Source organism: Streptomyces sp. NPDC090445 (assembly GCF_044769385.1).
Lineage (GTDB): Bacteria > Actinomycetota > Actinomycetes > Streptomycetales > Streptomycetaceae > Streptomyces.
Genome location: NZ_JBIVXV010000008.1, coordinates 251,082 through 264,528 on the forward strand (window position 1 = coordinate 251,082; position 13,447 = coordinate 264,528).

General features: G+C 74.0%; 12 protein-coding genes and 1 rRNA gene. 7 read left to right on the forward strand and 6 right to left on the reverse strand.

The window, feature by feature from the left end:
- Positions 1-66: 66 nt before the first annotated feature.
- From hpf to mtrA, 5 genes are all read right to left on the reverse strand, one after another.
- Positions 67-765: a ribosome hibernation-promoting factor, HPF/YfiA family gene (gene hpf, locus ACIQUT_RS19715; RefSeq protein ID WP_403564191.1), complete on the reverse strand. Its 699-nt coding sequence runs from the start codon at positions 763-765 to the stop codon at positions 67-69.
- Between the two features lie 349 nt (positions 766-1,114).
- Positions 1,115-1,906, reverse strand: a complete 792-nt coding sequence (locus ACIQUT_RS19720) for a ComF family protein (RefSeq protein WP_403564192.1) — start codon at positions 1,904-1,906, stop codon at positions 1,115-1,117.
- Positions 1,907-2,029: 123 nt separating this feature from the next.
- Positions 2,030-3,778: an LpqB family beta-propeller domain-containing protein gene (locus ACIQUT_RS19725; RefSeq protein WP_403564212.1), complete on the reverse strand. Its 1,749-nt coding sequence runs from the start codon at positions 3,776-3,778 to the stop codon at positions 2,030-2,032.
- Positions 3,779-3,902: 124 nt separating this feature from the next.
- Complete coding sequence (gene mtrB / locus ACIQUT_RS19730) at positions 3,903-5,963, reverse strand: MtrAB system histidine kinase MtrB (protein ID WP_403564193.1); 2,061 nt, start codon at positions 5,961-5,963, stop codon at positions 3,903-3,905.
- Position 5,964: 1 nt separating this feature from the next.
- Positions 5,965-6,654 carry a two-component system response regulator MtrA gene (mtrA, locus tag ACIQUT_RS19735; RefSeq protein ID WP_385430457.1) on the reverse strand — a complete coding sequence of 230 codons (690 nt, stop codon included), beginning with the start codon at positions 6,652-6,654 and terminating at the stop codon, positions 5,965-5,967.
- A gap of 232 nt (positions 6,655-6,886) precedes the next feature.
- Here mtrA and ACIQUT_RS19740 point away from each other — a divergent pair, with 232 nt between their 5' ends.
- From ACIQUT_RS19740 to ACIQUT_RS19770, 7 genes are all read left to right on the forward strand, one after another.
- Entirely contained in the window at positions 6,887-8,206 is a 1,320-nt protein-coding gene (locus ACIQUT_RS19740) for a glycerophosphoryl diester phosphodiesterase membrane domain-containing protein (protein ID WP_403564194.1), read from the forward strand.
- Positions 8,207-8,213: 7 nt separating this feature from the next.
- Positions 8,214-8,894, forward strand: coding sequence for a DUF4129 domain-containing protein (locus ACIQUT_RS19745; RefSeq protein ID WP_403564195.1), 681 nt, complete (start codon positions 8,214-8,216; stop codon positions 8,892-8,894).
- Complete coding sequence (locus tag ACIQUT_RS19750) at positions 8,891-10,216, forward strand: DUF4350 domain-containing protein (protein ID WP_403564196.1); 1,326 nt, start codon at positions 8,891-8,893, stop codon at positions 10,214-10,216. The genes ACIQUT_RS19745 and ACIQUT_RS19750 overlap by 4 nt, the downstream gene beginning before the upstream one ends.
- Positions 10,213-11,175: an AAA family ATPase gene (locus ACIQUT_RS19755; protein ID WP_403564197.1), complete on the forward strand. Its 963-nt coding sequence runs from the start codon at positions 10,213-10,215 to the stop codon at positions 11,173-11,175. The genes ACIQUT_RS19750 and ACIQUT_RS19755 overlap by 4 nt, the downstream gene beginning before the upstream one ends.
- The gene (locus tag ACIQUT_RS19760) at positions 11,175-12,488 is read left to right on the forward strand and encodes a DUF58 domain-containing protein (RefSeq protein WP_403564198.1); all 1,314 of its coding nucleotides are present in this window, start codon (positions 11,175-11,177) and stop codon (positions 12,486-12,488) included. Before ACIQUT_RS19755 ends, ACIQUT_RS19760 begins: the two co-directional genes overlap by 1 nt.
- A 78-nt stretch (positions 12,489-12,566) precedes the next feature.
- Entirely contained in the window at positions 12,567-12,941 is a 375-nt protein-coding gene (locus tag ACIQUT_RS19765; protein WP_403564199.1) for a type II toxin-antitoxin system RelE/ParE family toxin, read from the forward strand.
- On the forward strand, positions 12,938-13,249 hold the full coding sequence (locus ACIQUT_RS19770; protein WP_403564200.1) for a helix-turn-helix domain-containing protein: 312 nt from the start codon (positions 12,938-12,940) through the stop codon (positions 13,247-13,249). The genes ACIQUT_RS19765 and ACIQUT_RS19770 overlap by 4 nt, the downstream gene beginning before the upstream one ends.
- 111 nt (positions 13,250-13,360) lie before the next feature.
- Here the strand turns inward: ACIQUT_RS19770 and rrf are convergent.
- Positions 13,361-13,447 (reverse strand): 5S ribosomal RNA (gene rrf, locus ACIQUT_RS19775); the annotation flags it as partial.

Sequence of the window (13,447 nt, forward strand, 5' to 3'; positions counted from 1 at the left end):
CACAGGGATGCCCCTGCCGGACACGTCGCGTCCGGCAGGGGCACCGCACGGAAACCCGACGCGGCGTCAGCCGCCCAGCGCTCCGCCCGCACCTCCCGGACCGGCTTCATCGGTGCTGGACGCCTGGTCGGAGTTGAGGTGGATCACGCCGTAGTCGTAGCCGTGACGCCGGTAGACGACGCTCGGCATCTTCGTCTCGGAATCGACGAACAGATAGAAGTCGTGGCCGACCAGCTCCATCTCGTACAGAGCCTGGTCGAGCGACATGGGGGACGCCGAGTGCGTCTTCTCGCGGACGAGGAGCGGTCCTTCGCCCTGTACCTCCAGAGACCCGATCCGGGTCGTGGGAATCGCGTCCGCTTCCTCGGCGGAGACCGGCATGCCGTGCCCGTTGAGGGTCGCGGCGTCCGGCACCGCGTCGGCGACCTCGGCCGCCGAAAGCCTGCCGCTGCCGCGGCGGGTGGCGCGCTTGTCGTGCTGCCTGCGCAGTCGGGCCTCAAGCTTTTCCTGCGCCAGATCCAGCGCCGCGTACGGGTCGGCCGCTGCGGCCTCGGCTCGGATCACCGGCCCGCGCGAACGCAGGGTGATCTCGACACGGTCGGAACGGTCGGCCTGCCGCGGGTTGTGCTCCTTGGACACCTCGACATCCATGCTGATGACCTTGCCGTCATACTTCTGGATCTTGTCCATGTTGAGCTTCTCCGCAACGTGCTTGCGGAACCGCTCGGGCACCTCGGTCTTGCGGCCCTTGACGACGATGTCCACGCAGAACTCCGTTCCCGGATAGCCCCGCCTCCACAAGGCGAAGCGTCTCCCTTTCGCACCAGGCTCCGGTGTTCACCGGAGCCTCGGACTTGGCGACTTTCACCTCCTCCTCCCCCATCGGCAAGATCTACACCCCACCGACTTCGGAGTCGAGAGACAGTCTCTGACACGAAGATTCAGCAACTGCGAAACGTGCGATCCGATGCGAGCCCCAGGGTCGCCAGTTCCTTACAACCGAACATATCTCTCCATGCCGGTTGTCGGCACCCGCTACCGGAACGTACCTCCGTTCAGGTGTTCAGTCCCTCTTGTTACCTGCAACGATGCGCCTTCCCCATCAGTTCCAAATCTATTCACAGGAATGTTGCTCTGTCCGGGTAGACGACCGGATTCGTACGAAAGAACCGGGCGGAGCCGCCACCACGGCCGCCCCCGCCACCGGCCCGGCCCCGGCCGCCCCCAGCGCCCGCGCCGCCTCCGCGAGCGTGGCCCCGGTCGTGATCACGTCGTCCACCAGCACGATCCGGGCCCCGGCCGCCGACCGCGCCCCGCCCCGGTACACCGCCAGCGCCCCGGCGAGGTTCGCCCGCCGCTCCCGCGCCCCCAGACCCGCCTGGTCGGCCACCGGCCGCACCTGGCGCAATACGGACGCCACCCGCGCGGGAACACCGGCCCTCCGCAGCCGCCCCGCGGCCGCCAGCGCGATCCTGCGCACCGGATCGTGCCCGCGCGCCCGTACCTGCCGGGGCGCCGAGGGCACGGGCACCAGAACCACCGCCGCCCCGGGCCCCACCGCTCCCGGTCCGGCCTCCCCCGGCCCGGCCGCCCCGCCGCCTGCCGCGCCCGCCGCGGCCGCGGCCGCGGCCACCGCCGCCGCCAGGGCCGCCCCGAGCGGCCCGGCCAGCGCCAGCGCCCCGCGTTCCTTGTGCGCGAGCACGACCGCCCGTACGGCGCCCTCGTACACCGCGGCCCCGTAGACCGGGGGCAGCCCCCGCGGCCCCCTGGAGGGCCGCACCGGGCCCGCAGCGCCCCCGTCCAGGGCCCGCCCGCAGGCAGCGCACAGCACCGCGCGCGGCTCCCCGCAGCCGGCGCAGGCCCCCGGCAGCACCAGGCCGGCGAGCTCCTGCCACCACCCCCGCATCCCCTTACTCTGCCCGGCCGCCCCGACGGCCCGCCACGCCTGTGGAAAAGGGGAACCCCGGCCGGGCCGAGGCCCAGCCGGGGTTCCTGCCGTTCGCTGCGGTCAGCCGCCGCTGCAGCGCGGTCAGCCCGGGTACACCGGCACGCGGCCGCCCGCCGCCACCGTGCGCCACTGCGCCCCCGGCGGCAGCCACACGATGCCGTCCTCGTCCGAGGCGGCCACGACGGGCTTGCGCTCGTCCTCCGTCGCCGCGACCGCGACCAGCCCCGCCGCCCCGGGCAGGCTCGCCGCGACCATCGACCCGTCCGCGAGCATGTACCGGGCCTGCACGACCCCGCCGTTCTCCCGGCCCACCACCAGCAGCCGGCCCCGCGGCGCCCAGCTCATCGCCGTCACGTCCGCCATCTGCGGCGCGGCCGGGCGCAGCTCGCGCACCGACACCGCGCCCGGCTGGTCGGCGCGGCCGCCCTCGGGCCGCTCGATCCGCCCGATGTACAGGCGCTTGCGGTTGTCCTTCTGCACCAGCAGCGCGATCCGCACCCCGTCCGGGGACGCCTTCAGCGCGGTGATCCGTCCGTCGCCCAGCCCCGCCACGTCTATCTTCTGCGCGGCGGTGGCGCCCGCGGGCACCCGGTACAGCGCCGCGTTCTGCGGGTCCTGGTCGGCGACCCACAGGTCGCCCGCCGCGTCCCAGCTCGGCGTGGACAGCCCGTTCGGCTTGGCGCTCTTGCCGGTGAACACCGGCTGCGGCATCGGGCCGGCCGTCGTCAGGCTCACCAGGTGCAGCCCGCGCCCGTCCTCCGAGACCACCGCCGCGCGCTTCTCGTCGTAGCTGACGGCCGCGGAGCCGACCTTGAAGGCGGGGGCGCCGGGCGGGTTCAGCGGCCCCGGCACCGGCTCCGGCCGGTACAGCTGGTCCTCGCTGTTCGCGTCGAGCTTCATCCGCACGAGCCGGTGGTCGGCGTCGACGTAGTACTGGTGGTCGGGGCTCGGCACCCGGTGCGCGATGCCCGCCGCGCCCGCCTCGGTGACCGAGCACAGCGAGGAGCCGTCCACACGCAGCACCTCGACCCGGTCCAGCCGGGACGCCGTCAGGTCCCTGACGGTGAACAGCAGTTGAGTGGCCATCTTCTGGCACTGCGGCTGCGCCACGTCGTTGGCCGCCTTGTTCAGCGGCACCTTCAGGGTGTTCTGCCCGTCGTACGCGAGGGACTTGGTGCCCTCCCGCAGTTCCGTGCCGGGCGGGAAGCTCGAAGTGGCCACCGGGCCCAGCCACTTGGACGGGCCGGCCAGCAGCGACTGCACCGTCTGCGTCGTGGGGTCCATCCGCGAGTCGGGGTCGTTGCGCTGGCGTACGTACACCGGGTCGGCGACGAGCGTGCCGCCGGCGAAGTAGTACTTGTTGACGGGCATGTAGATGCGCTGGAAGTCGGACTCGCTGAGCACCAGGCTCTTCGGCGGCGTCGCGATCCGCCACTGCTTGTTCTCCTGCACCAGCTGCAGGAACTCCTCGTAGCGGCCGCCCGTCGGGGCCGGCTGGTACGCGCTGCGCTCGTCCACCGTGGCGAGCATCGTGCCGGTCGTCTTGAAGCGGGGGCCGGCCGGGTCCTTCTCGCCCTGGACGGAGAACCGGTCGATGCCCCCGGAGAGGACGGTGACGGCCGCGCCGGGCTTCCAGCTCTTCGCCGCCTCCTCGGTGAGGTACTTGCGGGCGGTCTGCAGCTGCGGGTCGTCGCTGGTCATGGCCTCCAGGAAGCCGTCGACGATGTCCGTCGGGCTCGCCTTGTCGGCCGGCGGCACGCCGAACACCCGCACCTGCGAGTCGACGCCCTGCGAGGCCCGCACCTCGCGGATCTCGCCACTGTCGGGCATCGAGGCGCAGCCGGCGAGCAGCAGCGCGGCCGCGCCGGCGGCGCAGCCCGCGGCCGCGCGTGCCCGCGCCCGGGCGGCCGCCCGTGGCGCCGCCCCGCGGCCGACCCTGGCTGCGCGTACGGGCTCAGCGTCCACCTGCTCCATCCTCCTGTGCTGCCTGGTCGGCCGGCCGGGCCACGACACGGGCCCCGTTCCCCGGCAGGGCGGTCGGGTCGGCGGGCACCGGCACGGCCCCGGCGACCGCGGAGCGCGGCGGGATCGCCGCGATGTCGGGCCGGGCCGGGGCCTGGGCCCGGTTGCCTGCGGAGCCCTGCGGCCCGGAGCCGGACGGGCCCGTGCCGGAACCGGACTGCGGCCCGCCGCCGGCGGTGCCGGAGGCGGCGGCTGCCGCGTCGGCGGCGGCCTTGGCCCGGTTGGCCCGCGAGTCCTCGGGCTCCAGCGGGATCGGGGAGCCCCGCAGCGGCTCGTCGGCGGTCCGCGGCAGGGTCAGCCGGAACTGGGAGCCGCCGCCCGGCTCGCCCCAGGCCTGGAGCCAGCCGCCGTGCAGCCGGGCGTCCTCGACGGCGATGGACAGGCCGAGGCCGGTGCCGCCGGTGGTGCGGGCCCGCGCCGGGTCCGCCCGCCAGAAGCGGTTGAAGACCCGGGTGGCCTCGCCGGGCTTGAGGCCGACGCCGTAGTCGCGTACGGCGATGGCGACGGCTCCGCCCGCGGACGCGAGCCGGACCACCACGTCACGGCCCTCGCCGTGCTCCACGGCGTTGACGACGAGGTTGCGCAGCACCCGCTCGACGCGCCGGGCGTCGGCCTCGGCGATCACCGGCTGGGTGTCGCCGAGGACCCGGATCCGGGTGCCCTTGTGCTCGGCGAGCGGCTCGGCGCCCTCGACGACCCGGTGGACCACGTCGCGCAGGTCGACGGGCTCGGCCTCCAGGGCCGCGGCGCCCGCGTCGAACCGGCTGATCTCCAGGAGGTCGGCCAGCAGCGACTCGAAGCGGTCCAGCTGCCCGGCGAGCAGCTCGGCGGAGCGGGCGGTCACCGGGTCGAAATCGACCCGGGCGTCGTGGATGACATCGGCGGCCATGCGGACGGTCGTCAGCGGGGTGCGCAGCTCGTGCGACACGTCGGAGACGAACCGGCGCTGCATCCGCGACAGGTCCTCCATCTGCTGGATCTTGACCTGGAGGTTTTGCGCCATCTTGTTGAACGCCTCGCCGAGGCGCGCGATGTCGTCCTCGCCGGTGACCTTCATCCGCTCCTGCAGCCGTCCGGCCGACAGCCGCTCGGCGATGCCCGCGGCCATCCGCACCGGGGTCACGATCTGCCGTACGACGAGCCAGGCGATGGCGCTGAGCAGCACGACGACGAACAGCCCGGCGGTGGCGATCGTCGACTTGACCAGGTTGAGGGACTCCTCCTCCTGCGTCAGCGGGAAGAGGTAGTACAGGTCGTACGGGTCCCCGTTGATGTCGGTGAGCCGCTTGCCCACGACGAGCGCGGGCTCGGGTGATTTGTCCCCCGCCCCGTCCGTGTACTTGATCTGCGAGAACGTCTTGAACGTGCCGGTGGCCTGATTGACGGCCTTGCGCAGCCGCGGCGGGATGCTCGCGGTCGGGTCGACGTTGCCGGAGGCGCGGGCCCCCTTGACGCCGGACGCGCCGGACCCGCCCGGCTGCGTGCCCGTGCCCGCGGCCGGACCCGTCCCGGTCCCCGAGCCGTTGCCCGTGCCGGCGCCGAGGGCGACCACCTCGAACGCGGTCTGGCCGCCACTGGCGAGCTGTTTGACCAGCGAGTTCATCCAGGTGCTGGCGTCCCGGCCCACCTTGTTGTCGGTGACGTCGGGCCCGTCCACGGTCGCGGGCGTGTTGGCCTTCTCCTGCGCGACCGCGAAACCGCCCGCGGCCTGGCTCTGCGCGGCCTCCTCCTTGGCCTTGAGGAGGCCCTCGCTCACCTGCGCGATCACGACGAAGCCGAGCGCCAGCACCACGGCCAGCGACATCAGCATCGTCGCGGCGACCACCCTCAGCTGGATGTTGCGCCGCCACAGCCGGACAGCCGGCAGCAGCGGCCGGCGCACCAGTCGTACGAACAACCGCAGCACGGGCCCGCCGGGCGCTCCGTCCTGGAGCAGCCGGCCGGCCCGCAGGGCCCCCCAGCGGGAGCCGCCCCGCGGCCTGCCGGGCTTCACGTCAGCTCGGTCCTGCCTTGTAGCCGACACCACGCACCGTCACGACGATCTCGGGGCGCTCCGGGTCCTTCTCGACCTTGGAGCGCAGTCGCTGCACATGCACGTTGACCAGGCGGGTGTCCGCGGCGTGCCGGTAGCCCCACACCTGCTCCAGCAGCACCTCGCGGGTGAAGACCTGCCAGGGCTTGCGGGCGAGGGCGACCAGCAGGTCGAACTCCAGCGGGGTCAGCGCGATGGAGGTGCCGTCCCGCTTGACGGAGTGCCCGGCCACGTCGATGACCAGGTCGCCGATGGTGAGCTGCTCGGGGGCGGGCTCCTCCGACCGGCGCAGGCGGGCCCGGATGCGGGCCACCAGCTCCTTCGGCTTGAACGGCTTGACGATGTAGTCGTCGGCCCCGGATTCCAGGCCCACGACCACGTCCACCGTGTCGCTCTTCGCGGTGAGCATGACGATCGGCACACCGGACTCGGCCCGGATCAGCCGGCATACCTCTATGCCGTCCCTCCCGGGCAGCATGAGGTCCAGCAGCACCAGGTCCGGCTTCGCCTCCCGGAAGGCAGCCAGTGCCTTGTCACCGTCCGCTACGAACGACGGCTCAAAACCTTCTCCACGCAGCACGATGCCGAGCATCTCGGCCAGTGCGGTGTCGTCGTCGACGACAAGGACGCGTCCCTTCATGCTTGACATCATCCCATTAGCCAATCGTTACCCGGCGGTGAGCTGTCCCACAGCCAAAAAGGCTGGAAATCGACCCTCGAACCTGCGTGGGGAGCACACCGACCAGTCTGCCCCGGACTGGGGCGACAATTGAAGGCGGACCGGCGCAGATCGGGGGGACGGCCGGTCCGCACGCCGTTCCCACGTGGCACGATGGCAGCCGACCAGCGCCCCCGCCCCACCAGGTGCACGTGAAGGAGCGACGATGAACGACTCTCCGGGCCGGGCTGTGCCCGGACCCTCCCCGTCCGACGGTGAGCGGCCTGGCGCACCCGGCGGTCACCAGCAGGGCGAGGGCCCGCAGCACGGCGACACCGCGGCCCGGCCCCCTGCGGGCGGCCAGAAGTGGTCCGCCGAGCAGCCGCCGCCCGGCGAGTGGCAGAGCCCCGGCGCACCCCAGCCGACCCAGCCCGCCCCCGCCCCGGTCCCCCGGCAGCCCGCCCCGCCGCGCAGCTGGGCCTCGTCCGCGGACCCCGCGGGCTCCGCGGGCCCCGCCGGCGCCGGTCAGGCCCCGTACGGCGGCCAGTACGGCTATCCCGGCGGCCCCGGCCACTGGGGCAAGCCCCCGGCCGCCAAGCCGGGCACCATCCCGCTGCGCCCCCTCGACATGGGCGAGATCCTCGACGGCGCCGTCGCCACCATGCGCGGCCAGTGGCGCTCGGTCCTGTCGGTCTCCCTCGTCGTGGCGACGATCGTGCAGGTCGTCGACCTGCTGCTGAAGAAGTACGCGCTGGCCGACCTGCCCACCCCGGACCCCGAGGCCGGACCGGCCGCGTTCCTCGACGCCATGGGCGCCAGCCTGCTGTCCAGCAGCGCCAGCCTCTTCGTCCAGTTCATCGGCGGCATCCTGGCCACCGCCCTGCTCACGATGATCGTCAGCCGGGCCGTGCTCGGCCGCAGCTCCACCGTCGCCGAGGCCTGGCGCGACGCCCGCCCGCGGCTGCCGCACCTGGTCGGGCTGACCCTGCTGCTGGGCATCGGCGCGGCCGTCGTGGTCGCCGTGCTGCTCCTGCCCGCCGTCCTCGCCCGCAGCGTCGGCCTCGCCCTCCTCGGCGTCCTGGTCGCCTTCCCGCTGCTGATCTGGCTGGCGATCAAGTTCAGCCTGGCCTCGCCCGCGCTGATGCTGGAGAAGAGCAGCATCCCCACCGCCCTGCGGCGCTCCTCCAAGCTGGTCCGCGGCTCCTGGTGGCGCATCTTCGGCATCACAGCCCTCACCGCGCTGATCACCGGCTTCGTCTCCGCCGTGATCATCTACCCGATGCTCTTCCTGGGCGCCGCCCTCTCCGGCAGCGGGTTCAGCGGCTTCGCGGACGGCACCCTCCTCGACGACTGGACCTTCCTCGTCATCCTCGGCGTCGCCTCGGTCATCGCCCAGACCGTCACGCTGCCCATGCAGTCCGGCGTGACCGTCCTGCTCTACGTCGACCAGCGCATCCGCCGCGAGGCCCTCGACCTGGAGCTCGCCCGGGCCGCCGGCCTGGAGCACTACGGCACGGAACCGACGGCCCCGCTCACCGGAGGCTGACCGGACGATGACGGCCAGGGGGGACCTCATCACACGCACCACGGCGCTCCTGTCGGGGCAGCCGACACCACCGGTGACGACACCGCGCGAGCCCGCCCGCGAGGCGGCCGAACGCGAGCTGTCCAGGCAGCTCTACCACCAGGACGACCCGGGGCTGCTCCAGCGCGCCCTGGACCGCTTCTGGGAGTGGGTCGGCGACCTCTTCGACCGGGCCGGGAGCGCCACCCCGGGCGGCACCCTCGGCCTGGTCGCCATCGCCGTCTTCGCCGTCCTCGCCCTCGCCGCCCTGTGGTGGCGGCTCGGCACCCCCCGCCGCACCGCCACCGGCGGGGCCGCCCTCTTCGACGACGGCCCCGCGAGCGCCGAGGACCACCGCACCGCCGCCGACGCCCACGCCGCCGCGGGCCGCTGGAACGACGCCGTCCGGGAACGCATGCGCGCCATCGTCCGCTCCCTCGAAGAACGCACCCTCCTCGACCCCCGCCCCGGCCGCACCGCCGACGAGGCCGCCGCCGAGGCCGCCCGCGCCCTCCCCGGCCACGCCGCCGACCTGCACGCCGCCGCCCGCACCTTCGACGACGTCACCTACGGCGGCCGCACCGCCGACGCCGGCACCTACGCCCGCCTGCGCACCCTCGACCTCACCCTGGCCCGTACGAAGCCGCTCCTGACGGGATCCCCGGCATGACCGCCCCCTCCCCGACCCCGTCAGCGGCCCCGCCCGGCACTCCCGCCGCAAACACCCCCGGCATACCCGGCATACCCGGCACACCCGGCGCACCCGGCGCAGGCACCCCTGACACACCCGCCGCCCCCGGCACCCCCGCGCCCCGGCCCACCACCGCCTCCGGCGCCACCCCCGCGGCCGTGTGGCGCCGCGCCCGCGGCTACCTGATCGCCCTGGCCGTCCTCCTCACCGCGGCCATCACCCTCGCCGCCCTCTCCTCCGGCACCCACCACGGCCGCCTCGACCCCCGCTCCCCCGACCGCGAGGGCAGCCGGGCCGTCGCCGAACTCCTCCGTGCCCGCGGCGTCACCACCCGCGTCGTCACCACCGCCGACGAGGCCGCCGAAGCCGCCGGCCCCGGCACCACCCTCCTGGTCACCGACCCGGACCTGCTGGGCGGCCACCAGCGCCGCACCGTCCGCTCCGCCATCGACCTCTCCGGCGGCCGCACCGTCCTCCTCACCCCCGGCGCGACCGCCCTGGCCGACCTGGCCCCCGCCGTCCACACCGCCGGGAAGGCCCACGAGCGCACCCTCGCCCCCGGCTGCGCCCTCACCGCCGCGGCCACCGCCGGCCCGGCCGACACCGGCGACGGCCGCCGCTACAGCACCACCGCACCCGGGGCCACCGCCTGCTACCCCAGCGGCGGCCACCCCACCGTCCTCGTCCTGCCCGCCGGCACCACCGGCGGCGACACCGTCGTCCTCGGCTCCGAGCGCGTCCTGCTCAACGAGGACCTCGCCCGCGAGGGCAACGCCTCCCTCGCCCTGCAGCTCCTCGGCACCCGCCCCGACCTGGTCTGGTACCTGCCGTCCCTGGCCGAGCTCCAGGACGGCGACACCGAGGAGAAGTCCTTCCTCGAACTGATCCCGGCCGGCTGGAACTGGGCCCTGCTGCAGCTCTTCATCGCCGCCGCCGTCGCCGCCCTCTGGCGCGCCCGCCGCCTCGGCCCGCTCGTCACCGAGCGGCTGCCCGTCGCCATCCGCGCCTCCGAGGCCACCGAGGGCCGTGCCCGCCTCTACCGCAAGACCGCCGCCCGCGACCGCGCCGCCGTCGTGCTGCGCGCCGCCACCCGCGAACGCCTCGCCGCGCTGGTCGGCGTACCGTCCGCCCACACCCACGATCCCGCGGTCCTCGTCCCCGCCGTCGCCGCCCGCGTCGCGGAGCCTGCCGGCCGGGACCTGACCGCCCTCCTCTTCGGCACCGCCCCTGCCGGCGACGCGGCCCTCGTCGCGCTCGCCGACCACCTCGACGCCCTCGAAAGAGAGGTCCGCACCTCATGACGGCCACCACGGACAGCGCCCGCTCCTCCCTGGAAGCGATCCGCACCGAGATCGGGAAGGCCGTCGTCGGCCAGGACTCGGCCGTCACCGGTCTCGTCGTGGCCCTGCTGTGCCGCGGCCACGTCCTCCTCGAAGGCGTCCCCGGCGTCGCCAAGACCCTCCTGGTACGGGCCCTGGCCGCCTCCCTGGACCTGGACACCAAGCGCGTCCAGTTCACCCCGGACCTGATGCCCAGCGACGTCACCGGCTCGCTCGTCTACGACACCCGGACCGCCGCGTTCTCGTTCCAGAACGGCCCGGTCTTCACGAACCTCCTCCTCGCCGACGAGATCAACCGCACCCCGCCCAAGACCCAGTCCGCCCTCCTGGAGGCCATGGAGGAGCGCCAGGTCACCGTCGACGGGACCCCGCGCCGCCTGCCCGACCCGTTCCTGGTCGCCGCCACCATGAACCCGGTCGAGTACGAGGGCACGTACCCCCTCCCGGAAGCCCAGCTGGACCGCTTCCTGCTCAAGCTGAACGTCCCCCTCCCCTCCCGCGAGGAGGAGATCGGCGTCCTGACCCGGCACGCCGCCGGCTTCAACCCGCGCGACCTGCAGGCCGCCGGCATCCGCCCGGTCGCCGGAGCCGCCCAGCTGGAGGCCGCCCGCGACGCGGTCGCCGCCGTCGCCGTCTCCCCCGAGATCGCCGGGTACGTCGTCGACATCTGCCGCGCCACCCGCGAGTCGCCCTCCCTCAGCCTCGGCGTCTCCCCGCGCGGCGCGACCGCCCTGCTGGCCACCGCCCGCGCCTGGGCCTGGCTGACGGGCCGCGACTACGTCACCCCCGACGACGTCAAGGCCCTGGCCCTGCCGACGCTGCGCCACCGCGTCCAGCTGCGCCCGGAGGCCGAGATGGAGGGCGTCACCGCCGATGCCGTCCTCACCGCGATCCTGTCCCACGTCCCCGTTCCCCGCTGATGGCCGCCCTCACCGGACGCGCCGCCCTGCTCGCGGCACTCGGCAGCGTCCCCGTCGGCATCCTCGAACCGAGCTGGGCGGGCATCCTCGCGGTCAACGCGCCCCTCGCCGTGGCCTGTGCGGTCGACTACGCCCTCGCGGCCCCGGTCCGCCGCCTGGCCCTCGCCCGCTCCGGCGACACCTCGGTCCGCCTCGGCGACCCGGCGGAGGTCCACCTCACCGTCACCAACCCCGGTACGCGCACCCTGCGCGCCCGCATCCGCGACGCCTGGCCCCCCAGCAGCTGGCTGCCGGGCACGGAACAGCAGGCGTCCCGGCACACCGTGCGCATCCCGCCCGGCGAACGCCGCCGTCTGACGACCCGCCTGCTGCCGACCCGCCGCGGCGACCGGCGCGCGGACCGCGTCACGATCCGCTCGTACGGCCCGCTCGGCCTGCTCGCCCGCCAGGGCACCCACACGGTCCCCTGGACGGTCCGGGTCCTGCCGCCCTTCACCAGCCGCAAGCACCTGCCGTCCCGGCTGGCCCGCCTGCGCGAGATGGACGGCCGTACGAGCCTGCTGACCCGCGGCGAGGGCACCGAGTTCGACAGCCTGCGCGACTACGTCCCCGGCGACGACACCCGCTCCATCGACTGGCGGGCCACCGCCCGCCAGGACAAGGTCGCCATCCGCACCTGGCGTCCGGAACGCGACCGGCACATCCTGATCTGCCTCGACACCGGCCGCACCTCCGCCGGCCGGGTCGGTGACGCCCCCCGCCTGGACTCCGCCATGGACGCGGCCCTGCTGCTCGCGGCGCTGGCCTCCCGGGCCGGGGACCGCGTGGACCTGCTGGCCCACGACCGCCGCGCCCGCGCCCAGGTCCAGGGCCGTTCGGCCGGCGACGTCCTGCCGGCCTTCGTCAACGCCATGGCCACCCTGGAACCGGAGCTCGTCGAAACCGACGCCCGCACCCTCGTCTCGACCGTCCTGCGCAACGCCCCGCGCCGCTCCCTGGTCGTCCTCCTGACGAGCCTGGACGCCGCCCCGGTGGAAGAGGGCCTCCTGCCGCTCCTCCCCCGCCTCACGCAGCGCCACACGGTCCTGCTGGCCTCGGTAGCCGACCCGCACATCGCGCACATGGCCCGCTCCCGCGGCACGTTGGACGCGGTCTACGAGGCCGCGGCCGCCGCCCAGGCCCAGGCCCAGCGCCGCCGCACCGCGGACCAGCTGGCCCGCCACGGCGTCCACGTCGTCGACGCCACCCCGGACACCCTGGCCCCGTCCCTGGCCGACGCCTACCTGTCGCTGAAGGCCTCCGGCCGCCTCTGACATCCCCCTGTCACCCGTCCGGAGGACGGGTGACCCGCACACCCCCGTTCCCGGCCTCCCTGGTCCTGGCCTGCCCGTGTGACCGAACGCTGGACGCTGGAACTTGAGCCGGAGGTCCGCGCCTGGCTGGAGTCACTATCCACGAGTCACTTCAGGGCCGTGGAACGGCACGCGGACCGCTTGGCAGAGTCCCCCACCACCCTCGGCGAGCCGTACTCACGCCACCTGGACGGAGCCGTGCGCGAGCTCAGGTTCATCCTGGGGTCGGACTCGGTGCGCATCTCGTACTGGCTCGCCCCCGCTCGCCGTATCGTGTTGCTGACCGTCTTCAACAAGTCCCGCATGCGGGAAGAGTCACAGGTTCAGCGCGCGCTCTGGAAACAGAAGGAGTGCGAGTCCGAACACGCGCCGGCCGTCGACATGTTCCACCGTGCTTTCGAGGAGCAGTTGTGAGCAAGGGCTACCACACCCGGTGGGTCATCCCGGACGAGCATCGTGCATCCGCTGCTTACGTCGAAGCGGGCGCCGCCATTGCACTGGGCCAGGCGGTCTACGACCGGCGCACGTTCCTCGGGCTGACTCAGCACCAGCTCGCAGAGCAGGCCGGCCTCTCCGACGCGGAGATCGAACGCATCGAGGGAGGAGCCGTCACACCTGAGCTCGGCCTCCTTCACGCCTTGGCCCGCGCCCTCGATTCCAAGCTCGACCTCTCCATCGAGTCGGACGAGACCCATGTCGCCTTCAGCGAGCGCGCCGCCTGACCGACTGCCTGCCCAACTGATACAAAAACCTCTATAGCGGCTGGTAAACGCAGAAAAGCCCCGCACCGAACCCCCCGAGAGGGGTTTGGTGCGGGGCTTCCCGCAATGATTGTTCGGCGGCGTCCTACTCTCCCACAGGGTCCCCCCTGCAGTACCATCGGCGCTGAAAGGCTTAGCTTCCGGGTTCGGAATGTAACC